The sequence below is a fragment of the Paenibacillus mesotrionivorans genome (assembly GCF_046098205.1).
GTDB lineage: Bacteria > Bacillota > Bacilli > Paenibacillales > NBRC-103111 > Paenibacillus_AR > Paenibacillus_AR mesotrionivorans.
Map to the genome: position 1 here is coordinate 119,156 of NZ_JBJURJ010000007.1, position 24,112 is coordinate 143,267.

The 24,112-nt window shown below is 44.0% G+C and carries 18 protein-coding genes; 15 read left to right on the forward strand and 3 right to left on the reverse strand.

Translation table 11 applies throughout. The features are described from left to right. The first annotated feature begins 22 nt into the window (after positions 1-22). From ACI1P1_RS12165 to ACI1P1_RS12210, 10 genes are all read left to right on the forward strand, one after another. Complete coding sequence (locus tag ACI1P1_RS12165; protein ID WP_416216659.1) at positions 23-484, forward strand: hypothetical protein; 462 nt, start codon at positions 23-25, stop codon at positions 482-484. Beyond that, a complete protein-coding gene (locus ACI1P1_RS12170) occupies positions 456-905 on the forward strand; it encodes a hypothetical protein (RefSeq protein ID WP_416216660.1) in 450 nt (149 codons plus the stop codon). The genes ACI1P1_RS12165 and ACI1P1_RS12170 overlap by 29 nt, the downstream gene beginning before the upstream one ends. Then, a complete protein-coding gene (locus ACI1P1_RS12175) occupies positions 902-3,190 on the forward strand; it encodes a hypothetical protein (RefSeq protein WP_416216661.1) in 2,289 nt (762 codons plus the stop codon). The genes ACI1P1_RS12170 and ACI1P1_RS12175 overlap by 4 nt, the downstream gene beginning before the upstream one ends. Further along, positions 3,180-4,985: a P-loop NTPase family protein gene (locus ACI1P1_RS12180; protein ID WP_416216662.1), complete on the forward strand. Its 1,806-nt coding sequence runs from the start codon at positions 3,180-3,182 to the stop codon at positions 4,983-4,985. Before ACI1P1_RS12175 ends, ACI1P1_RS12180 begins: the two co-directional genes overlap by 11 nt. Then, entirely contained in the window at positions 4,986-6,848 is a 1,863-nt protein-coding gene (locus tag ACI1P1_RS12185) for a VirB4 family type IV secretion system protein (protein ID WP_416216663.1), read from the forward strand. It abuts the gene before it with no gap. A 4-nt stretch (positions 6,849-6,852) separates the two neighbouring features. Continuing rightward, positions 6,853-7,950: a M23 family metallopeptidase gene (locus ACI1P1_RS12190; protein WP_416216664.1), complete on the forward strand. Its 1,098-nt coding sequence runs from the start codon at positions 6,853-6,855 to the stop codon at positions 7,948-7,950. 292 nt (positions 7,951-8,242) lie between these two features. Beyond that, complete coding sequence (locus ACI1P1_RS12195; RefSeq protein WP_416216665.1) at positions 8,243-10,507, forward strand: FtsK/SpoIIIE domain-containing protein; 2,265 nt, start codon at positions 8,243-8,245, stop codon at positions 10,505-10,507. Between the two features lie 152 nt (positions 10,508-10,659). Further along, the gene (locus ACI1P1_RS12200) at positions 10,660-11,058 is read left to right on the forward strand and encodes a MerR family transcriptional regulator (RefSeq protein WP_416216666.1); all 399 of its coding nucleotides are present in this window, start codon (positions 10,660-10,662) and stop codon (positions 11,056-11,058) included. Positions 11,059-11,911: 853 nt separating this feature from the next. Continuing rightward, positions 11,912-12,436, forward strand: coding sequence for a hypothetical protein (locus tag ACI1P1_RS12205; protein WP_416216667.1), 525 nt, complete (start codon positions 11,912-11,914; stop codon positions 12,434-12,436). Between the two features lie 77 nt (positions 12,437-12,513). Further along, positions 12,514-14,982 (forward strand): hypothetical protein, encoded by a 2,469-nt coding sequence (locus tag ACI1P1_RS12210; RefSeq protein WP_416216668.1) that lies wholly within the window; start codon positions 12,514-12,516, stop codon positions 14,980-14,982. 431 nt (positions 14,983-15,413) lie between these two features. On the opposite strand, the gene ACI1P1_RS12215 is transcribed toward ACI1P1_RS12210, so the two are convergent. From ACI1P1_RS12215 to ACI1P1_RS12225, 3 genes are all read right to left on the reverse strand, one after another. After that, complete coding sequence (locus ACI1P1_RS12215) at positions 15,414-16,139, reverse strand: YHYH domain-containing protein (protein ID WP_416216669.1); 726 nt, start codon at positions 16,137-16,139, stop codon at positions 15,414-15,416. A 143-nt stretch (positions 16,140-16,282) separates the two neighbouring features. Then, positions 16,283-16,615: a metal-sensing transcriptional repressor gene (locus ACI1P1_RS12220; RefSeq protein WP_416216670.1), complete on the reverse strand. Its 333-nt coding sequence runs from the start codon at positions 16,613-16,615 to the stop codon at positions 16,283-16,285. A gap of 47 nt (positions 16,616-16,662) precedes the next feature. Continuing rightward, on the reverse strand, positions 16,663-18,027 hold the full coding sequence (locus ACI1P1_RS12225) for an MATE family efflux transporter (RefSeq protein WP_416216671.1): 1,365 nt from the start codon (positions 18,025-18,027) through the stop codon (positions 16,663-16,665). Between the two features lie 195 nt (positions 18,028-18,222). Between ACI1P1_RS12225 and ACI1P1_RS12230 the strand changes: the two genes are divergently transcribed. From ACI1P1_RS12230 to ACI1P1_RS12250, 5 genes are all read left to right on the forward strand, one after another. After that, complete coding sequence (locus ACI1P1_RS12230; RefSeq protein WP_416216672.1) at positions 18,223-18,471, forward strand: hypothetical protein; 249 nt, start codon at positions 18,223-18,225, stop codon at positions 18,469-18,471. Between the two features lie 17 nt (positions 18,472-18,488). Further along, the gene (locus ACI1P1_RS12235; protein ID WP_416216673.1) at positions 18,489-20,399 is read left to right on the forward strand and encodes a heavy metal translocating P-type ATPase; all 1,911 of its coding nucleotides are present in this window, start codon (positions 18,489-18,491) and stop codon (positions 20,397-20,399) included. Between the two features lie 12 nt (positions 20,400-20,411). After that, entirely contained in the window at positions 20,412-21,698 is a 1,287-nt protein-coding gene (locus tag ACI1P1_RS12240; protein ID WP_416216674.1) for a M20/M25/M40 family metallo-hydrolase, read from the forward strand. Positions 21,699-21,937: 239 nt separating this feature from the next. Then, positions 21,938-22,642, forward strand: coding sequence for a TraX family protein (locus ACI1P1_RS12245; protein ID WP_416216675.1), 705 nt, complete (start codon positions 21,938-21,940; stop codon positions 22,640-22,642). Between the two features lie 97 nt (positions 22,643-22,739). Continuing rightward, the gene (locus tag ACI1P1_RS12250; protein ID WP_416216676.1) at positions 22,740-23,834 is read left to right on the forward strand and encodes an SH3 domain-containing protein; all 1,095 of its coding nucleotides are present in this window, start codon (positions 22,740-22,742) and stop codon (positions 23,832-23,834) included. Positions 23,835-24,112: the final 278 nt, after the last annotated feature.

Genomic DNA, 24,112 nt, shown 5'->3' on the forward strand with positions numbered 1-24,112 from the left:
TTAATAAAGGGGCTATGTCCAAATGAAACGATTGTTTACGTTGCTCATGTTGTGCTTATTGTCTTTACTGGTGCCGGTGATTGCGTTTGCGGCAGACGAGAATCCGATTACCAAGATCAAGCAAAAGATGGGGTTCAACTGGAAGGTGCTTGATGGACTGGACTTTATTTTTTCCCCCGTAATGATTGCAGTTACGTTGCTGCTCATTGGACTGCTGATTTTCAGCGTGATCGGGATCATTACTCATTTGTGGAAGATCAAAAGAGCAAAAGCATCTTTGTCTGACAAAAAGTTTTGGATCGAATCTTTATTCGTGGTAGTCATGGTCTTCTTGTTTGTTAGTGGCGGAATTTGGGGTTTGCTCGAACAGATTTATAACTGGACCAGTAACCAAGATATTGGTGAAACTACAACACAGCCACAGACCACAGGCATGGTTAATGAGGTGAAGGAGCATGCCATTAAAATCACCTGGCCAGTATAAATTACCTTTCATTGAAGTAATGAGCATGCTGGGGGCTATGGGCTTAGCCCCCTGTATTGCAATTGCTCAGGATATAGAAGGCAGTGATCCCACAGCTTCCGGAATAAATGAACAATACCTGAGTCAAATGAAAACGATGTACGGAATTAATGCAACCGCCTTGAACTCCTTAGATTGGCTATTTGCCATCGCGGGTGTTGTGTTAAGCGTTTTTTGTGTCGTTTTTCTCTTTTACTGGATTTTTAAGCTCATCTTTCGGCTATTTGCCATACAAGCCGGGAAGAAACAGCTAAAGGATATGGATTTTTGGAAACGGATGGGTGTAGGTTTGTTCATTTGGTTGATTTTTTTGTGTGGGGCCATATACTCCATCCTGGAAAGTACATGGGTATACATGAAGCTGTTGGGGGGCTTTAAATGAAAAAGCGCATTACACTAATGGCTGTATTTTTGTATATTTTCTTATTGCGAATGCCTTTTGTTTATGCCGAAGAAGGCGGAGTAACCGGAAGCAATACCCCCGTTGGAGGTGGAGGCGTCGCTTGGTACATTCCGGATTGGGTCGAACGGCTCATGGGGAAAATTGATGCCATGTGGAGTACCTTGCAGGATTTGGTATCGGGTAAGCTGCTCAAGGATGCGTTAACAAATTTTATTATCGGATTGGTGGATGACGCCTTAGCTCCCCTGTATGGTGTGTTTGCCAAAGTGTACCTCTTTACTCCACGGGTTGCAGAGATTGCATTTGTAAAAGCAGGCTGGAGTGTCTTTACCATTGTAGGCTTAGTAGCGCTTTTATTTGCACTGCTTATTTTGGCGCAGCAAATTGTGCGTGGCAAAAAGGAAATGTCAAAATTATTGAAAGTGTTTCTGATTTGCTTCATTTCAGTGTTTTTCAGCTTAACCATAATCAATTCTATCAATGTTTTGGTGAATTGGTTTACACAATCCACCCTGTCCAGCATGCTCAAGACGGTTGCGATCAATTACCAAGGTCTCTCCGGTCAGGAGGTTGTGAAAGCCATTGTTATTGGAACTGAAGCATTGACCAATCCCACTCTTGTGTCCCAAACAGCGGGTAAAGTCATTGCCAGCACGGAAGGCGGTTTGTTCAGCCTCTTTATTGTTACACTTTTTGAGGTGCTCCCTTTATATCTGGTCTCGGTCCTCAAGGTCTTTGTTGTGATGCTATTGGCCCTGTTTGTATCAGGCTGGATCACGGCGACTGCCTTTACTGGAAAGATGGAAATTCTTATTGGATTCCTCAACTTATATATTCGAACGCTAATTGTCGGTTACGTAATGGCTTTGCACTGGGGTATTTTTGTGAAGGCACAGACAGATTATGGTTCCGGTATAGGTCTGTCAACATCCATCGGAATTACACCCATCTACTTGTCATGCATTAGTGCCATATTATTAATTATTGTGTTGTTCTTCTTTTGGATGAAACCACTCTTTAAAGCAGTGACTCAACCACTCACTTTGGGTGGTGGAGAGTTCGTAGAGAAAATGGGGAAATACGGCGTCTCTGCTTCCCAAACTATCAATAACATTGGCAAACGTCTGGGAAGCGAGCAAATCCAGCAGCGCGGATTGGACATGGCACAAAAGAGCAAGAAAATTTCCGAGTACGGCAAACGTATGCAGGAATCTCGGCAATATGGGAAAAGAATAGCTTCAGCTCTAACGGGTGGGATCAGTGAGTCCATCCAAGGAGTTGTATACCAGGAACCAGATTTAAAGCTAACCGAAACGGGAACCATGACTCAGGTTATGTTCCTTCCCTCCCAGCACAGTCTGCAGAACTTACCAGCTACCCAAATAAAAGCACAATTGGATGCTCAAGGGTTTTGTAATACCACCAAAATCGATATTGACCGAAATGATCATGCTCTCATGAATAAGGCAGCAGCCAAAATTAGGAGTGAGAGTAAATATGGTAAGGACATGGTGTGGGATCCGGTAACCAGTAGCATCTATGTGGCTGGTGACCAAAACACACTGCAAGGGGTTATGACGGAGCTACAAGCTACAGGGGTAAAGACAGGCAACCTTACATTGGGAACCATGAAAGAAAACGTCTATGTTAGCTATACCTCGAAAGAAATTGAGCAGATTGGCGGGGAAACAAGGCAGGGAGGCAGGATTGTTGATGATTTGAAAGCCAATATGCCTGTGCAAAGCCGCCTGCCGTTGAATCAAGAGGACAGTGCGACTGCAATGAAGCTTCTGGAGCTTCATAAAACTACGTTGCCGTGGATTTCACAGGTGAGGAATGATTCCTCTGGTGTATGGATACCATCTGCACATATGGAGGCAGCCATGAAAATTCTGGAACCGTTAAAACATCAGCAGGTGGTTCGCTTCGACATGCCATCAGGTTCAAACTTTTTGGGAGACCTAGAAAGCGCCTTAAAAGCTGATTCAGGCTTGAAGGATGTGGTATCAGTGGATACGAAGAAAAACGCGGTTCTTGTAAAAGCATTAAAAAAAGAGGATTTTAGTAAATTTTTTACCGCATACAAAAAAGAGAGGACCCCATATTGGAGGGCAGCCAATGGGAAGATCATGGTTATTTTAGACGGGGTTCCAGTTGATTATGGGAGTGTGCCCCCCAAGGGAATGGATATGGGCAGTTTTGAAGCGTTGAAGCAGCAAGCGATTCGGAGTTCAGATCAAGGTGGTGAGGCACATGCACAATGAGCTTCAAGATGAAGAAAGGGAGTTGCTGCAGGCTTCACTCTTGGGGGATGTCCGGGAGGATATTCAGTTTCTAGGGTTAACCTTACCGGACATTGGTTGGATTGTAGCGGTAACCCTTATCGTGGGAGGTATCCCGTTTTTCTTGCCTCTCTTCTTCCTTATCAAGATGGCCTGGATTATTGGCGTGTTTCTTGTATATACAGGGGCGCGTTATCTGGATGTACCTTATCGTATACGCAGATTGTACAGGTATTGGACTTCTGCCTCAAAAGGTTCGGGGGAGCAGCTGCCAGAGCTGCTGGGTGCCCAGGAGGATAGCTGGTTGTTTAAGAGTGGTTCTGTTTGGCAAATGGTGCTGCATGTGCAGCCTCCCCCCTGGCATACAGCGGAATTAGCAAAAAAACGTAACCGCATCGGAGCTTTGGAAGCTTTTATCCGCACTGCAGTGCGGGAACACTTTTCCGTGGATGTTGATACTCATTTGGTTCCGGACTACCAATGGGAGTTATGGAATGCGAAACGGAGTAAACCCAAGGCCACGGAGGGCATTGAGCGTTTGTCGCAAAGAAGACTGCGTCTATATGAGAGCAGTGCCAATCTGCAGAAGGATACGCCGGAGCGCCCCCAAGCTAAACGAACGGTGTATGTGCTGCGATTGTCCATTGAAGAGTACCGGCTATCCTTACAAGAACGTGATGATGAGCCGGAAGGGGCTACAAAAGAAGAGCTGCGACGCTATCGGCTGCTGGCAGATCTACGGGAACGGAAAAACCGCGTTCTTCCTATACTAGAGCATTCTGGACTGAAATGTCAGATGTTGTCGGGTTATGCCGCGGCACAGGTGCTGGGCCGTCAATGGGATGCAATTGCTTGGCGAGAATGGCAGTCAAGTCAAGGCCAATGGACTGATGAAGAGAATCCTCAGACAGTGGAAGAAGCCGAACCAATTTCAATCCAACCGGTGCAAGAGAAGAAGCTTTCGTTTTGGCAGCGATTCATTACCTTTATTCGACGTGAATGGCATGCCCTTTGGACAAAAGTGCAAACTGCTGCAGTGAAGAGGAAAGCGCGTTCGTGTAATAAGAAGGAGGTACCACAAGAAAATGAAGACAAGAGCGGGCAAGTTTTAGCTCTAGAAGATAAGGCATTGCAACTAGAGGAATCGTATTGCGAAGAGAAGGGTCCTGACATGCCGCAGGTTTTAATACTGACCTCCCCAGTTCCCAGCGGGAAGACCTTTCTTGCTGCTAATTGGTCGGTTGCTCAGAGCACAGCAGAGCACCCGGTAGCCCTCATGGATTTAGCACCGGACCATGGCACATTAACCGTCTTGAATCCTTTGCAGGGACCTACAGAGGAGGGGTGGACACTCTATACTTCCCGATGGGTGCCGGGGCTGTCGATTTGGGTACCCACCCAGGAAGCTTGCGGGATACAGTCGGTACAAGACAAACTTCAGGAGTTGCTCCAATCATCCGCTCAGGTGGTCATCGATCTGCCCTGGCTATACCCTTGGCGGGAAGAATTAAAGGTGTTTGGACAGATGGTTGCCGTGTTGGATGCCGATTACCACCACTGGACGCAGTGGGAGCGTGCTGCAACAGCTTGGAGTGAACCGGTATGGCTCAACAAGGCTGAAGTGGATATGGACGTTTTGGTCCGAGATCATTGGGACGCGGCTATTTCTAAACGATTCCCGGTCTTTCCTGGAGCGGCTCAACGGCTATTCCAAGGGAAACCAATCGCTTTAGAGCCAGATGTGCGGCAGCACTTTCTGGGAAGGAGCGTGAGTTAATTGTTAGCAGAAGCAAAACGGCTTGTAAAGGCGTGGAAGCGTGAGAAGGACCACATACGGGTAAATGCTGTGGCCGAAGGAAAAAGCGTTAAGGACGGCCATTATGTGCGTGTGGTCGCTATAAAGGACTATCCACCTATTATACTGACCGGATATTTGGATGCTTTGGATGATGTAGTAAGGGAAGCCGGAGCAACACTGCGAAAGACCATCCGATATGCGCCAGCGGATGTTGAGTGGAATATGGCTTCGAAGAACAAGCTGAAGCGCCTGGAGAAAAATATATCCGCAGAAACAACCTATGACCTAGCCCGGAAAGCTGAAAAGGATGCCTATGATACCTTGCTGGTATTGCGTGATTCGCAATTCCAGAGCAATAAGCCGAAATTGGTTGATGTCTGGACCTTCTTGACTCTTACCGCAGCCAAAAAGCATCAGCTTGATGCAGCTTATCAGGCTCTTCTAAATTGGTTCGAAAATGTAGGCGGTGTTTTAGACGATTTGCGCCGTGAACAAGTAGAAGCATTGCGGCAGACTAGTATGGTTGCCGACTTGGATACAGAACGGAGTAAGTTTTTCTTAAAGCGTCATTATGGCCGTGCAACGATGGATACTTTGGCGGCGAAGACCTACCCCTTTACCAGGGGCGGATTCTCAGAAGACGAGGGACAGTATGTGGGAAGGCGCTCGGAGGACGACAGTTTTTGTTTCGTCAATTTGTGCGTTCCTGATGATCCCCGGGCACAGAACATTACTGTATTTGGAAAGACTGGTCAGGGGAAGTCTTTTTTCATGAAAGCCCTGGTTGGTTCGTTATTGGAGGAAGGTATTCGTGTCTTTGTATTTGACCTGGACGGCGAATGGAGGGACCTCTGCGATGATGTAGGCGGCGTCTATATCGATCACACGGCGGATAATGGCCGGTATTTCGAACCGATGAATATCATGCCAGAGCTGCCCGAATTGGATATGGATTGTATCCAATACAATCGAGGGCGCTATGCTCAAGCGGTACAGACTACCATACGCACCATTTCGCTCTTAGCGGACGGGATTGCAAAGGGAGAGCTGACTGAGCTTGGACACGCCATCAAATCTGTCTATGAGCAAGCTGGGATCCGGCGAGATATGTCCTCTACATGGGATCATCCAAAAGGACCAGCGCCTACCATTCATCGTCTATTCCAGGAAATAAAGAGTCGTGCGGGAACAGAAGGACGGAGTGGCCGTCATGCTCTCAATTTGCTCGAAAAAATTGAGATGTATTTCGATGGTGGAGTGTATGACGGCCTTTTTCAAGTTCCGGAACCTTTGGCCTTTCATGCTGCACCTATGGTGGTCTATAAGGTAGGAACCGGTTCTACCGACCCCAATGAAAAAGATGAGCGCGCGAAGCAAGCGCAGCTCAAAATGAGTATGGCGTTTGACCAAGTTAACGCCAATGTTCAATTCAATAAATTTGAAGGTAAGACCTTCAGTGCGGTGCTGGTGGATGAAGGCCAGCGGCAGTTGAAGAATCCGGAGCTGCGGAGCGCCGTCTTTGGTTGGTATACGGCGATCCGGAAGTGGAATGGTCTGATGATATTGGGATCCAATACACCGGACATTATGCTAGACACAGCCGAAGGTCGCGGCATGTGGGAAAACACCAGTATCCGGGTCTATTTTTATATGGAGCAGTCTGCCATTCGTTCTCTGGCAACCCATTCAGACATACCGCTTGAAATCCAGCAGCAGATATCTCAAAACGTGGATTCCAAACGATACATCCTGGAGTACCATGGCCAATATGACGAGTTGTATATGGATGTGCCTCCGGAAGAGGCAGCATTATATAAGACCCGTGGGTTAAAGGCGGGATAAGGTCATGACACAGGCCGTTGTGGGGAGCAGAAAGAAAAAATGGTTGATTAGCATCATTGTGAGCCAGCCATTGTTGATTGTCCTTCTTGTATTAATGTTGATTGGTTTATTCATTACGGTATTCTGGGTGCCCTTCCTGCTCTTTTCAGAAAAAGGAGATTTCGATCTGGGGAGTGGAGCCAATTATAGCTGGTGGAGTGCTCCAACGAAAGTGAATGCAAACGGTCAACCGTATTTGTGGCCGGTACCCACTGTCCGGTACATGACATCGGGATATATGGATTCCGTTGATCGGGATGCTGCCCATTTGGGCATTGATATTGCCTCTGAACAAGGGGCTAGTAATACGGAGCTGCAGCCCATTTATTCTATGGCCGCTGGCAAGGTAGTTGTAGCCGGTAGTGCCTCCGGTTACGGTGTCATGGTGTCTATTGATCATGGAGGAGGTCTCGTTTCGATTTACGGCCACTTGGAGACAGCACTCCATGTACGTCCAGGTGATCAGGTGGAGCAAGGTCAGTTATTGGGTCGAATCGGCAAGGGGAAGGTGGGAAGATCCACGGGACCTCACCTCCATTTTCAAGTAGAACTGAACGGCGTGGCGGTGCCTCCTCTGGACTATGTGCAACCGCCCACAAATGTGGTCCCGACAGAGCTTGCCTATAAGAAAATGAACATCTCACTCATGCAGGAATGGCTGGGAAAACGGAATTCAGCGTTGGCCAATGCTGAAATTCTTGGTGAGATTGACCGTGCCGGACAATCCCAGAATATTAGTCCTTATCTGCTTATTGCCATTACCGGACAGGAGCAGTCCTTTGTTCCCAAGGATGGGAATCACGCAGATTTGATTGTAAAGAATCCTTGGAATGTGTTTGGCTGCTGGTGCTCTGGCCAAGGGGCCACCTTAACAACAGGAGAAAGTGCCATTATCGCGGCCAAGACTATTGTAAAACTATCACAAAATCGTCCTGCTGGAGCTGATCCTATATCTTGGCTTAATGATCCAAGCAATCCGCAAGGAGTATATGCAGAACATCGTGGCTGGTACTTGGGGGTAAGTCAGTTTTTTAAATCCATTTTGGCGGATGTCGCCAGCTGAAGGAGTGAGTTACCTTGGAGAGCTTCCTGATAATTGGCTTCATTTTGTTCTGTATCTATTTATGGCGGTCCCGGGATGAAGCCGGGAAGATTCGGATCCCCAATTGGACGTGGAAAGTGTTAGCTGGTCTGGGTATTTTTTTGGGGTTTGTACTGTTGCGGAACGCCAGGTCTGTGTTTGGTCTCTTAACCACACAAGCGGACTCCTGGTGGCCGGTAGTAGAGATGTATGCGACAAAATTGTTGAATGGTTTTAGAAGTCTGCTGGAGAAAATGGGAAGGGGATGAGTTTCTTGCAAGAGCCTGATGAGGGGCAAAATCCAAAACCCAAAAAACATCCGTTTGAGGAGATATTTGAACTAAGCATGTTCTTCCTCTTGCCTGGAGCACTTCTGTACAGCTTAGATACTCTGGAGCATGTAACCGGCTTGCTGTTTAAGATAGGCGGGGGTTTACTTGGAGTGGGTGTCATTCGTGAAATATGGAGACACCGCAGTCATGTTCTACATTTGTTCAATCGACGTAAGGAATTAGTACATTCACACGCGGAGCAGGCCAGTCCATTATCAAATCCACCTGTCACGGTACCGGACATGTCCGGTACCTGGCGCACAGCTCCAGCCGACAAAGAGGACAATCCATATAGACAGCGGGGAATTCAGCTGTCTGAACCGCACAGTTTACTTCCGGTAAATCCCAAGCCAAGACCATCAGACACTATGTCCGGTGATGTGGCTGCTGACCTTATGTCCGGTGCTATGCAGATGTGTGGCATGAATGTGGATCAACCTTTGGACATCCTGAGCATTGATTCTGGACCCACGCTGCAATCCATCTCTTTTCGGCTACCGGCCAAGGTCCAGCTCACAGCTCTTAAGAAGCGTGAAGAGGACCTGGCTAATCACCTGGGCAGCCATTTAGGGTTTGAAGTATCAACAGCGCCGTATAAAAGTTCTGCATCTTTTGTCATCCCTCATACAGACCGTGCTTTTGTCTATTTGCGGGATGTCATGTCAGATCCCCGGTACCAAGAATTTGCGAACAAGGCCGAGCTGCCGTTTGTATTAGGCAAAGATATGCGGGGGAATCCCCTATTTGCGGATTTCACCAAAATGCCGCATATGCTAGTAGCCGGCGCAACCAATTCAGGCAAATCGGTATTTGTTAACGGGGTGCTAGGCTCACTGCTGCTGGGTTGCGGACCGGAACGGTTGAAGTTATTACTGATTGATCCCAAGGCTGTGGAATTAGCCATATATAAGGGATTCCCTCATTTGCTGGCACCACCCATAACGGACATGCGCCGGGCTGCGCTTGCCTTTAATAAAGTGATTCTTGAGATGGAAAAGCGATACGAGCAAATGGCAGAGCTGGGCGTCAGAAATATCTTGGAATATAACCAAAAGGCATCAGAAAAACTGCCATATATCCTTGTTGTGGTAGATGAGCATGCGGATATGATGATGGTGGCCGGAGCAGAGGTAGAGGATGCAATTCAGCGTATTTCGCAAAAGGCGAGAGCAGCTGGCATCCATCTGATCTTGGCCACACAGCGGCCAAGTGTGGATGTAGTGACGGGGATCATCAAAGCCAATATGCCTTGTCGGGTGTCGTTCCGGCTGCAGAGCAGCGTGGACTACCGGACAGTGTTGGACCGGGGAGCGCCTAATCTGATGGGGTTCGGAGACGGCATGATTTTATATCCAAATGGCTCCACCAGCCGATTCCAGTCGGCCAGTGTATCTGTTGTGGACTCCGAAGCCACAGATTTTATTACGGGGTTGAAGAGTTATTGGGTAGAGAAAAATCAAGGAACCCTGGAGGAATGGGATATGCAGAACTTGGAAGAACGACAAATGGAGCTGGAGGACATCATTGGGCCATTCGATAACTCCTCAAAGGATAACGCCGAAGTCGCAGAAGGAGAACCGGATTTGTTAACATCAGCTCTCCAGGTAATCAATGAGGCTGGACAAGCCAGTGTATCTTTGCTGCAACGTAGATTGCGCATCGGTTATAGCCAGGCAGCCAAGCTAGTTGAGGACATGGAAAGAATGGGGCATGTTGGTCCATATGAGGGAGGAAAACCACGGGAAGTCCTAAAGAGTACAGCAGCGAAAGGATTTGAGCTGGATAAAAACTATTCTCTGGCCAAACAAATATTGAAATCTCGCGGAAACATATCGGAAGAAATACTGAAGTATGAACTGAAGTTACCTTACGAAGCAGCTAACCAGCTACTGCGAAAACTGGATGAAGAAGGGTTATTGGAACATCCGGTGTCTGGATCGAACGTTAGAAGCCTGAAGGATGAGAATCGCACGGATGAAGAGCTTCTGGAGCAAATGAAATATTTTATTTGCACCACAAACAACACCAGGAGCTCCGATCTGCAGCGAATTTTGGGAGTGAGGAAGGAGCGAGTGTTATCGCTAATGCAATCTTTGGTATCGGAAGGATTCCTTGCGCCTCCATTGAGTTCAAGGGCGGGATACACCCTACTCTGGGAGGAGGGTCAGATACAAAATTATCTCGAAAGTAAGGCTGAAATGGATTAGTTCCCTGTTATTAGTTCCCAAGATTTTTATGTATTCAAAATTCTTGAAACACCTTGGGACATAAGGGACTTAGGAGAATATGATCGGAACTAATACGCAGGGAACTAATCCGGGAACTAATGTCGGAACCAATGAAAGGAGTCGGTGGGGTTTTGATTAGGTATAACGAAATAACAGAGCGCCTTGGAGTAACTGAACGAACTTTGCGCCGGTGGTGCAGTGTCCTGGAGGAGCAAGGATGGGTTTTTGAGAAGGATGAAAGCAATAGACGATTTTTCTCGGAGCAAGAGACGCTAATGATTGCAGAAATGAAGGAGTTGGCCACAAATCGGAAGCTGGTAGACGCGGCTAAGGAACTATTCGAGAAATTTGGAGTCCCTAAAGATAGGGAAGGGATAAATACTGCCTTTAATAATGAGTTAATCTTAACTGAACTGGATACTCTCTTCCGAGGAGATTGGCTTAAAGTGACTTTATATTGCAATCCTGCACCGCTGGCAATTAAACTGCTGCAAGATAAATGGGATGATATTAAATCAAAATCAGGTTGAGGGCTCAACCTCAAATGGGAAAGATATTGTGCTTATTCAAGCGGGTGAAGTAGGAGTAGGAACGCACGGGATGGACTATTATCAATAATGACCCGAGATTATTGAGGAAAAGGAAATATACCTCAAAGTAGAAACTGGGCCTATTTTTTAGCGTTTTAAATTTGTTGCGAGCACAGTGCCGCGGCGGCTTCCTCCAGAACGTTATACAATCATTACCTGATGGGATGAATTATATGTTATCGGTTTTTTATTGGATTAAATCGTTTACCTTTATTGGATTTTTTGTATAGCGATCTGATCATACATTATAACGCTAAGAGGAGTGTTTACCTTTCCAATCCAAATTAACCGCTGGAAAAGGGAATATAATCTTAAACAATAAATGACGTGCATGGGAAAGAAATTTTTGTTATATTAGGAACAGGTGTTCGGTTAGTTGAACTCGATATATGTTGGAAATTTTTTTTGATGGTTAATATTTAGTATTCACGGTTAAAATAAAATGCCTTAAAAGTTTGGTTGTAGAATGCTTTTAGATCATTACTTTAGAATTAGCCGGATTTTTCTGTATTTTACCCACACCATTTAAATCTGGAGGAATATTATGTGATAAACCCCGTATAAATCCTTTATCAATGGAAATAAATGAAGCGAATATAAAAAAGCTTGACAAATAATCATGATCCAAAATCTTCTATTTACACAGGAACGATGATACTGTAATATGTAATTGACATTTAACTATTTTGTATGATAATATGTTGCGTTTTATGATTTGTTTTTATTGTTAAAAATACTACCTTATGGCGTCCATAAGTGTTATAGATATTTTTTAGTTAGGGGAATGAATGCTATGTCATTAATGGACCATAAAGAAAATAAGTTATCTCTCGAGTTATTGGTACCATATTTAATATACACTTATGTTCTAAGAAAAAAACCTTCTGTTAGTTCTATGGATAACCGAATTTTATGGCAGAAAGTCGGTTATCTCGCTAAGCAATTGGGCATGCCCTTAAATTCTTATCAATTCAACTGGTATATAAGGGGCCCATATTCACCAGCATACACATCTATTCTATACAGTATTAACGAAAATATTGATGAGCTTATTGCACAAGGGAAAAATTTTTCCCTAACTGATTCTGTAAAAAAGGGACTGGAACCGCTTGTTATGGCTGTTGAATATGCCCCGTCCGGAATCAGTGAAACACATTGGCTCGAACTTTTAGCCTCTGTACATTTTATAAAAAAGAACCTAAACACAGATAATAAACAACAAGTCTTTTTAAAACTAATTAAAGAAAAACCTCATTACAATATTCCCGATTTGTTTAACGAGGCATGGAAAGCTCTAGAGGATGCTAAATTGTTTTGAAAATTCTGGTTGATAATGCTTGAAATAACCTGTACTCTAAGAGTGCAGGTTTTTAAACATTTGGAAAGGGTTGAACGATGTTGAGTCCAGATGAATCGCTTAAGATTTTTCTTGAATTAAAAAAAGAGTACATAGGATTTAGTGAAGAAGATTTAAACGAAACTGAGACAAGGCTGAAGATTTTAGATTCCATGCTCACCCAAGTACTTGGATGGCCTCAAAGTCAAATAAAAGCTGAAGTTCCTCTGGGTGAAACAGAAGCAGACAACAATCATAAAAAATTATACATAGATTATTTACTAATAAGCGATCATAATAATTTTTTGTTAGAAGCCAAAAAGACAGGTGCTTCAATACAACTTGCTAATTCAACACATCGCACTTTCGTAAGAGGTGGGGTTGTTTACAATAGTAATAAGAAGTTTTTGGATCAAGCCAAAAACTATATGGTAAAGCTGGGAACACCCTTTTCTTTAGTAACAAATGGTCATATATTTATAGTTCAAAGAATGCCAATTTTTGAACACTCAAAAAACCTGCTTGTCTTTAAAAGCTGGGACGATATAGAATCAAAATTTATTGATTTTTGGAATATTTTAAGTCCCTATTCCAACGGGATTGAGGCATTGGATTTAATATTAAATACACCTGATGAACTTCGCTCTCCTCCTGCTTATAGAAAAAAACTATATGATCATCTTCAAAAGAAAGATAAGTTCCCATTAGCAACCAGCGACATAACATTAGCTATAGAGGATCATTTAGATCGCTTTTTTGGGGATTTAAATTCAGAATATTTAATGGATTTATGTTACTGTGACCCTTCACCAGACATAACTTCATCACTTACTGACAATTTAAGAAGAAGATTGGTTGTTGAACCAGTCTCCACTGTCCAACTTGTTAGTACAAAGACTGTTTATGGAGTTGATGGGAATTTTGGAAGGGATTATTTAAGTACGATTTCTCAAGAGGGTACTGTATACGTTTTATTAGGGGAAGTTGGAGCAGGTAAGTCTACTTTTTTAACTCATTTTTACTTAAAAGAATTAGATGATAATATAAAAGATCAATTAATTTGGATTCGAATCAATTTTCTAAACTTCACTGATTTTGGATTAGAAAAATTGAATAGCTTTATTACAAGTGAAATATATAAAATTTTAGACTCAGAGTACAGTCATTTGAGCTTGACAAAATGGGAGATAAGAGAGGCAATTTATGAAAAAGAAGTGAGTGAATTTTCGGAGAGTTTGCCAGAACCTTTAAGACAGGAAAAATCGTTTTATATTAAGGAATTATATACATATATTATGAGCTTAGTCAATTCAAAAGAAGAACACCTAGAGAAGATATTTTCTTATATTAAGTATAAATTAAATAAAAATGTTTGTTTTGTTTTTGATAATATTGATCAACGCCCTGCAGATCAACAACGCGAGGTATTAATGATTGCTTATAATAGATCAAAAATATATAAGGGGACCGTTATTACAGCAATGCGACATCAGTATTATTATATGATTAAAGGGAAACCACCGTTTGATGCTATTTCTGTACATGATTATAGAATTCAGGCCCCCAAAATTAGGGATTTATTAGAGAAAAGACTAGAAGCTTTTAACAAATTTCCAAGCAAGGATGTAATCTATGATTTGCGAGGAAAGACAATAAAAATTCCAATAGAGAAATTTGTCCGAATATTAAGAAACACTATACAGAATCAAGATGAGGTAAATCTTTTTTTTGAAAATATTTCGGGTGGAAATATGAGAAGGCTTTTAGAAATGTTTAAGGCATTTGTTTTGTCGGAGAATTCAAAAATACATGAAATAATTAGAATAAGAAGAATAGTTGAAAATGTCGATAATGTTAGTGTGGATTTTCAGTACGTTTTAGATAGTATTGTCAGAGAAAATCAAAAATTTTACAACTCAGAGATATCCTTAATTAAAAATTTGTTTTTATACTATAATGATGGATTTTATTCGCATTTTTCTCAGATATATATATTGTATTATCTACAGATACGCTCACATGTACAAACCCAAACTGATAAAGGTTATGTAGATATAGAAGACGTTTTACAAAAGTTTTCAGCAATTTTCTTAAATGAAGAAAAGTTAAATAGTTTATTACTTCCTTTACTTAATGAATTTTTAATTGATTCTAATATGGGTGCGCGAGAAAGTTTAAATGGTACTACCTCAATTAGAATAAGTGAGGTCGGGGAATACTATATTAATTGTTTACTTAATGATTGGAAATATATTTCCTATGTCTTAATTGATACTCCTATTAGAGACCATGAAAAAGGAACGAAAATATGGAAAAAGTATCAACAATCAATTTCTGCAGAAAATAAAAACTTTAAAACGCATCTCTTACAAGAAGCTGTTTGCATGTTTTTAGAATATTTGGAAGAGTCAGAAAAAGAAGACTTAAAATATATATTATCTAGTACTGAAGGTAAGGTCGTTCCTTTTAAACCAATTGTTCCGGAACTAAAAAAACAAATTGTTGCTAGTATGAAAAGAGATATTTAATGTTTACATGAAACTTAAGGACTAATAAGGAAGCCGCGGAAAATGATAAATAAGAGTGAGCGTTGATTGTGATAGATAATTGTGACTTCAAAATTATGCGCTTAGGATATTACAGTTACATAGGGGGGCTGTACAAGTATGATATAATCTTCGGACTTATATTTCCGTACTTTCTGGGTGCCGATGCCCCTCGGCTCCAGTTCCCTGTCCGAAAATATCGGACAGGACCAAAAAAGACACATTCTCTAATAACAGAGATATGTGTCTTTTTTATTAGAATTACAACCTCAACAAATGGTCTGAAAAGATTAGCTTATTTTGTATTGGGCACTATTGGAAATTAAGTTATTAGAGCATAGCTGGAGCCAATAAAATACCCACTGCAGTAAAAAACAAGCTTTGGAACTTATCCAAAGCTTGTTTTTGCATAACTATTTTTTTGGCCGAGTAATTGAAAATCCGTCTGTTTCACTCCAATTAGTGATGAGCCCCAACTCTTCCACTGCGAATCTCCACGTCATCGGGAAGTAGGTGATGTCTTTGTATACTAGTATCGGATGCTCTTCTTTAGAGTTATCCACCCAGGTATCGTTTACAAATACGTTGAAGCTGGGAAAAGTCGCCGTTACCGTACTTCCGGGACTAACGTAGCTGCCATTGTCTATGTTCAACTTGTCTGCGTAAGGAATGGAATCATCCTTGCTGACAGCGAATCCAGTGTCAGCATTCCATGAGGTCCGTAAACCAAGCGCCTGAGTGTAATTCCATGTCATCGGGAAATAGGTGATGTCCTTGTAAACAAAGAGAGGATATTGGCTGTAGGTATTATCTACATTTTGCTCGTTCACATGAACTTGAAAAGAAGTGAAGCTCACTTTCACCGTATTCTCTTGAGATTTTGCCTCTGAAGCTTGTGGCGAAGAAGGTTTAGAAACAGGTGAGGAAGCTCCAGAGGTAGAACTGCTGGAACTGGAACTGCCGGAGCTTGAACTGCCGCCATTATGATAATGATAACCTGAACATAACCCTTTTGCTTTCGAAGCGGAAGAGCAATTATGGCCGCCGCTTGAGTCTGTACGGCCTGAATGAGCGGAGGTTATAGCTGGCGGAGAAATTAACGATAAGAGCAACATAATTACCAGGATTCGACGATTCATGGGTATAAATACCTCCTTTGCAAACAAGTATATCACCATCCATCAAATTATGGAATTATATTGAAGTTATAGAAGGCTTGGAGAAGGGGATGCATGAAACACCCCCGGTTGCCGGCCATTGTCGGGACATCCGAGGGGGGGATTTAGCGAATATAATTATCCAGTGCTTGATTCAGATCCTGCAGAATTTTTTCTTGGTTTCCATGCTGCACAGCATCAACCACACAATTTTCGAGATGGTCCTTTAATAACAGCTTCGCTGTTTTATCCAGAGCCTTTTGAACTGCCGCAATTTGAAGGAGCACATCTGAACAATCTCTTCCGTTGGAAGTCATTTCCTTGACCCCTCTAAGGTGACCTTCAATCCGGGCCAGCCGGTTCACAATTTGTTTGCGGTGCTTATGCTCGTGGGTATGATCGTGCTGATGGTCAAGATTCTCTGACATATGAAAATTCCCCCAATGCGAAATGTCCATTTCATTCTACCCCCCCTGGGGGGGATGTGTAAACATCATCATGAAGCTCAGCCAATACTGTCTTTTCGCATATATACATGAAATCGGATAGACAAGAAAATGGCACGCAGCAAAAGATCAAAAGCAATAGATAACCAAACTCCGGCAATCCCCATATCAAATTGCAAACAAAGCATATATACACCTAATACGCGGACAAGCCACATCCCAATCGCCGTACTGTACATGGGACTTTTGGTGTCGCCTGCTCCCTGGAGAGCGCCGGCGATAACCAGCCCGATTGCCAAAAAAGGCTGGGCAAAAGCATTTATCCGAAGAGCGGTGGTGATTAAGCTGATGATGTAGGGATCAGTTGTAAACCATCCTGCCGCGATTGAGGAGAAGAAGAACATGAGCACACCGACAAAGCTCATAAACACGACAGCTATTCCGGTGGTTAACAGACCATACTCAAAGGCGTCCTTCCTCCGGTTTGCCCCTAAATGCTGGCCTACAAGTGTTGTTGCGGCTACCGCTAATCCGTACCCTGGCATATAGGAGAAAATTTCAATATTCCCAGCCAAAACATGGGCAGAATACACATCGGTTCCGATCCGCACAATAAGTCCAAAATACAAAACCTGTCCAAACCGCATTATCAGACGCTCCGCGGCAGCTGGTGCAGAAAGCTGTAAGAGCGGCCTCAAGAACTGTTCCGGCTCTGGTTTAATCAAGGTAAATGAAAGCTTGGATTTGCGTATATACATAAACAAGGCAACGGCTCCAATTACGCGCACGATGGCTGTTGCCCATGCTGCACCTGCAATTCCCCAGCCTTCCCATCCATTCCCGGAAATGCGCGCAAAACCGAAAATGAGGATGTAATCCAAAAAAATGTGGATGATATTAATCCAGATCCCAATTTTCATTGGTGTTTTGGTATCGCCTGAGGCCCTCAAGATACTGCCGAATACAGTCATAAGCGACAAGAAGACAGATGGAACAGCAACGATCCGGAAGTAAATGACCCCGTCTGCTAAAACATTTGGATCCGCACCCATAATCTGAAGCAAAGGTTCAGAAAAAAAGAAGGAGATAATGCCGAATATTATTCCGCATACCGCTGAAATCCAGGTGGATTGTTGGGCAATCGCTTTTGCCTTTCGAATGTCACCGGCTCCTACGGTACGGGCAATCAGAGAAGAGGTTGCTACACCCAAAGCCATGAATACGGCTATATATACAGCAATAATCGCATTGGATACACCCACAGCAGCAACTTCATTCAAGCCAATTTTTGATACAAAGAGGGTATCTACAAACCCCACAACGGTTTGCAGCAAATTTTCAATCATAGCCGGTACAGCAAGAGCCAGAATGATGCTAAGTTTTTGCTTTCTGCTGGTATCTCCAACGGGAACAGGAGTTGACATATATCGTTTCCTCGCTATCTTGGCGTAATATGTTTCACTGCTGCTTAAGCGATGTTAATTCTTCTTAGTATATCCCCTAGGGGGGGATATGTAAAACCTATTTTCAAAACAATTTCTTAGGTGTTGACAATTAGACAGGGCGATTCTATACTCGAAATATCCCCCCTGGGGGGATACAAACAAGGAGGGAATCATATGCATGAAGGTGATCACGGTATTTTGGATCAAGTGAAACATAAGAAAGGGCAACACTCCCCTAAGAATGGGCATGACCATGGCCACGATCATAAACATGATCACGACCATGACCATGATCATAAGCATCCGCATCATGATCATAAGAAGGTTTCCAAGGAAGACAACACCAAGGTAATGAAGGTTGTTGCCGGTATTATCGTCGCAGTACTCATTATTGGATTCGCGGTTTGGAAAATGCAGGGATAGATTGGAGCGTGGTCCCAATGAGTGAAAACTTGTATGAGAAATACCGCAAGTTTATATTCCCGGGTTTGCTGTTATTGTTTATTTTATTAAGCTTGATTCCCGGCCAGGAGAACTGGCTCGGTTTTTCCTTGGCCACCATTCCCTTGTTACTTGGGGGCGGGTATATCACATGGACAACCTTAGTAGTCGTCATGGAGAAACGGAAGATCACTGCCGGAATGCTGGTTGTTTTTGCCTTAATCGGCACGACTTATGTGGGTGAATATCTGGCGGGAGCCATTGTTGCTTTTATGATGATATTCGGGGAGTTCCTTGAGGATATTACTTTGGACCGTACCCGGAATGCAGTTAGGGCACTAGTGGAATTATCTCCAGATACAGCATGGGTCAAACGTAATGGAGAGTATGTTTCTGTCTCTGTGGAAGAAGTCAGGATCAAGGATTATGTATTGGTTAAACCCGGTGAACGGATTCCTGTTGATGGGACTATTCTATCCGGTCAGGTTGTGATCAATGAGGCTGCAATTACAGGGGAATCTCTCCCTGTCGAGAAAACGGCCGGAGCCAAGGTTTTTGCCGGAACTGTGAATCAGAGTGGGGCACTCGAAATGATTACGGAGCGGATCGGGGACGACACAACCCTTGGGAAAATTATTGAAGTAGTTTATGAGGCACAAGAGAACAAAGGCGAAACTCAACGGGTAGCCGATCAGTTTGCTAAATATTTCACCCCCGTCATATTGCTCATATGTGTTGCGGTTTGGGTGGTTACGAAGGATTTAACCCGGGTTATGGCTGTTCTTGTTATTGCCTGCCCTTGCGCATTGGTGCTTGCCACACCTACAGCTGTTGTGGCCAGTGTCGGCAACGCAGCAAAACGTGGAGCGCTGATTAAGGGTGGAGTGGCATTAGAAAAAGCAGGAAAGGTCACGGTTGTCTGTCTGGATAAGACAGGAACCCTTACGGCGGGACGGCCGCATGTTGTTGAAATTCAAGCTTTCAATGCTTCATATTCGGAGAATGAAGTTCTAGCCATAGCGGCAATAGCTGAGAAGCGGTCCGAGCATCCGCTTGCCGTTGCCGTTCTAAAGGAAGCCGAAAACAGAGCGTTGCCAATCCGGGAGCCCCAGGAGTTCAAGGCCATATTCGGGCGAGGGGTTCAGTGTATGATTGATGGTATCCCAGTGGAGGTAAGCAACCGGCGTGTTCTTGAGTTTGTTTCTGCTTCAGAAGAGGCTCTGAATTTCCTGGATGTACAAGAGGCTGAAGGCAGAACAGCTCTGTTGGTTGTTCAGAATGGAGAAATCATTGGCGGCATGTCCATAGCAGATGAGTTGCGGGAAGATGCGCCTTTTGCTGTCAAAGCAATGAAGCAGTCTGGAGTCCGGCGAATTATTATGCTTACGGGGGACAACGAGAAGACGGCCCGTTCTATTACCCAACAGGTAGGTCTCACCGAATATAAGGCGAATTTATTTCCTGAAGATAAGCTTGAATTTGTGAAAAGTCTGCAGCAGGATGGTGAAATTGTTGCCATGATCGGGGACGGGGTCAATGATGCTCCGGCATTAGCGTTGGCAGACGTAGGTATTGCCATGGGAGCTGCCGGCACTGATGTTGCTATTGAATCGGCGGATATGGCACTTATGGCGGATGACTTAAAAATGGTGCCCGTTACACTGGATTTAAGCCGCAGGGCCCTCGGCATTATTAAACAGAATATTTGGGTTTTCGCTGTAGCAGTAAATATTGTTGGGATCGCTTTGGCTTCTTCAGGGTACCTTTCCCCTATCGCCGCGGCTGTAGTTCATAATGCTTCATCCATTTTTGTTGTATTGAATTCGGCGCGGCTCCTTACGTACAAATCCAAGTCAATAGCTGCAGCTCCTGAGCTGCTGTCGAGGCAGGTAAAATCTACAGCAATATGATGAGGGGAAATCATGAAGGATATGTCAGCAGAGGTAGATTGGAACGCTGTGGAGCAAGAGTTGGTTCTGATGCTGAGGACATTAGTCGGAATAGACACTTCATACGGCCGCCATGGAGAAACTGTGGCGGCCCGTTTTATCCAATCCCTCCTCAGCATGAATGATCTAGCAGATCAAACACAAATATTTGAACCTGTACCTGGAAAAGGTTCTGTGGTTTGCCGCCTGCCTGGCCAGAATGCAGACGAATCACTGCTCCTCCTGTCCCATCTTGATGTGGCTCCGGCACATCATACGTCGGAATGGCTTCACCCCCCCTTCAACGGCGCCTACCGGCACGGTGAAATCTGGGGAAGGGGAACGATAGATTGCAAGGGATTAGTGGCTGTTTGGCTAATGCTGATTATTTTATTAAAGCGTAACAGAATTCCTTTGCGACGAGGAGTTGTATTCGCTGCAACCTCTGATGAGGAATCAGGAGGAAAGTGGGGTATTGACTGGATCCTGAATAACACTGCTGCCTTACAGGGGTGCCGGTATGTGCTAAACGAAGGCGGAGGCTTTTCCTTCCATCTGAAGGATCAAGATGTGTACACCATTCAATACGCAGAGAAAGGCCACACCATTTTCGAATACATTGTTGAACATCCGTCTCTTCCATTTGCTTCACAGGAGGTATTGGTTCCTCCTCTGAATGGGCAGGCTATCCACCCGCTGATGAAAGCTTCTCTGCGTGCTGGAGGTTTACCGGAGATATTGACGACACCTTTATCATACCGCACCAAAGTATTTCTTTTGCGTCATGCCTGCAGGCAATTACCATTGGATATCAATGGTTTATTTCATAACTTGCTCCGGATCGACCTCCCGGAACGATTCGATCATCATCATTCAGTGATAAAGATGCATCTCCGTTTATTACCAGGCCAATCGGCGGAAGACATTAACCGGATGATAGCTGCAAAGGGGTTGATCCCGGCTTCACTGATTAAAGCCACATCCGTCACCACGGTAACAGAACCTAGCTGCTCTTCAATCGATTCTTCCTTGTTTCGAATAATTGAGTCCACAATGGTCCGAAATTCCGGACATACTAATACCATGCTCCCTTTCCTTACACCTAGTGCAACCGATAGCCGTTACGTACGAGCAAAAGGAATGATTGCATACGGTTTTTTTCCAACCCCTCCTTCGACCGATATCCGTCTGATTCATCAGCCCAACGAGCGTATCCCCGTAAACGATTTATTATTTTCCTTGAAGAAATTATACGAAATTGTGACCCGGTTTGCGGGTTAAATAAATCGTAAAGGAGCGGTTAGGATGAAAAAAGAAAGGTCTGCCTCCAGGGATAGCACATGTGAGAGCTGCAATCGTCCTATTCTGGACCGGTCTGCTCCACACAAAAAGGACAATCACAGAATTTGGGCAATGGTTATCGTGGGTTTTGTTTTACTCATTTGGGTTCTAGTACGTTGGTTCATGAATTTGACAATGTGACATGCCCATTCGCATCAGGAAGAAATGGAGAAGCACGAATGCCCTTTAAAATCAACATAAGGCTTTCTTCAAACGCCTTTAAGGTCATTGCAATTATTACTATGTTTGCAGATCACTTATCGGTATGGCTTGTTCCGAGGGGTACAGGCTTGGATCTAGTTCTCCATACATTCGGCAGATTGGCTGCACCCATCATGTGCTACCTCATTGCAGAAGGTTGTGTCCACACTTCAAACGTAAGGAAATATATCACGCGGCTCTTTGGATTTGCAGTTATATCCCATTTTCCCTTTGTTCTGTTCTTTGGTTTAAAGTGGTGGCAAGCGACCAGCGTTATATGGGGATTGCTGTTAGGACTGATTGCCTTGGCTGTTTGTCTGCGGACCAATCACTCTCTGCTGCGGAAGCTAACAACGGTCATTGTGTGCTGCCTCCTTGCTTGGACGGCGGATTGGAATTATATTGCTGTTTTGTGGATTGTTTTCTTTGGCATCCTCCGGGATAGATTCCGGTTGCAAATGATTTGTTATTCTGTAATTGGAGTCACGTTGTACATTCTTCCCGGGATTCTAAATATGGGGCAAGGGGCAATCTTTCGTTTTGGCATTCTTTTGGCAATTCCATTATTCGCTTTATACAATGGTCAAAGAGGAAAAAAATCCAATGTGATTAAATGGGGATTTTATATTTTTTACCCGGCACATCTGCTGATTTTATATATTATACGAAGCCTTACCGCTTAAGGAGAGTGTCATGCCAAGGTGTAATTTGCAAAGAAATACCTGCTTGATGTCCGTTTTGGTCTTCGTGCTTTTGATATCGGGGTGTACTGGGAGCGGAATGAATACGTCTGGCCAAATTGATGACAGCAATTATTTCCATGACAGCAACGAAAATGATCCAGGCCCTGCTGCTCCTCAACAACAAGTTCCCCCAGAAATAAAGGCAGCTAAGCGTTATGAAGGAGGTTTGGAGCTCCCGGTTGCCGGTTCCACGGGATACGCTTCGATTTCATTGCAATTAATGGAATCGGCTGATTCGGGTTCTAGGGTCCTTAGAGCTGTGGAGGCAGGAACAGCCTTTGAAGTAATCAGGGAAGAGGGAGAATGGTGGTTGGTCAACCGGGAGGGGTTTACCGGATGGCTGTTGCATAAGTATTGCCTGATTAACCTTCCGGATGTGATTCCATCCATTATTTATGATAACACGAATACGTACTCATCCAGGTTTGCCTCATCCGGGAAAGAGATACCTGGGATTTCTAACAAATCCCTATATTCAGGCAAAACGTACAACACCCGTCTGGACAGGGAAGAGTATCTGATGCCGGTGCTTTACACGATGTCTAAAAAAATTTATGAAGCTCAAAAGCTTGCATTATCAGAAGGAAACTCCTTAAAGATATACGAGGGATTCCGGCCTTATTCCGTCCAATTGGCAGTGGGACAGGGCTTAACGGACCTGGCCAATAAAGATAAAACAGTAATGGCCGGAATTAATGCTCCGCCATGGGGGATTTCCTGGTTTATTGTCAAAGGTGTGTCCAACCACCAAGTGGGATACGCAATTGATGTGGGGTTAGTCAAAGTAAACGAAGGGAAGGAAATAACGGTTGGCCCGTATACGGTTCCATTGATAACCGATTACTTGGAATATACGATGCCATCGCCTATTCATGAATTAAGCGGGGCCTCAGCTGCATTTCGTACACCAGTCAATTCAATGTCGCCAACAGCATGGAAAAATGCCGCCTTTGCCCAAACAATGAATGACTCCGCTAAGAAGCTGCAATTTTATTGTACGGAAGCTAAGTTAACTCCTTTAGCATCGGAGTGGTGGCACTTCAATGACCTGGAGGCGAAGGATGAGGTAGCGGGGAAAGCGGGCAATGGGAAATTTGCATTGACGGACTGCTTAAGTTCTCTTCCTGGGTAGCCCTATTTTTTATACTGGAATGACTATCAAGCGTACTTAATGTCAGAAATAGTGCTTCCGGCAACAGCATTAGAGGAGTTGAAATTTTTCCGTACTTTCTGGGTACCGATGCCCCTCGGCTCCACTTCCCTGTCCGAAAATATCGGACAGGACCAAGAAAAGACACATCCTCTAATAACAGAGAATGTGTCTTTTTTATTTGAATTGTGCCCCCAGAAAATGGAGGCTTCTGCGTGCAGTTACAAAATATTTGTGTAATCTCTTCCTTGAAAAGATTG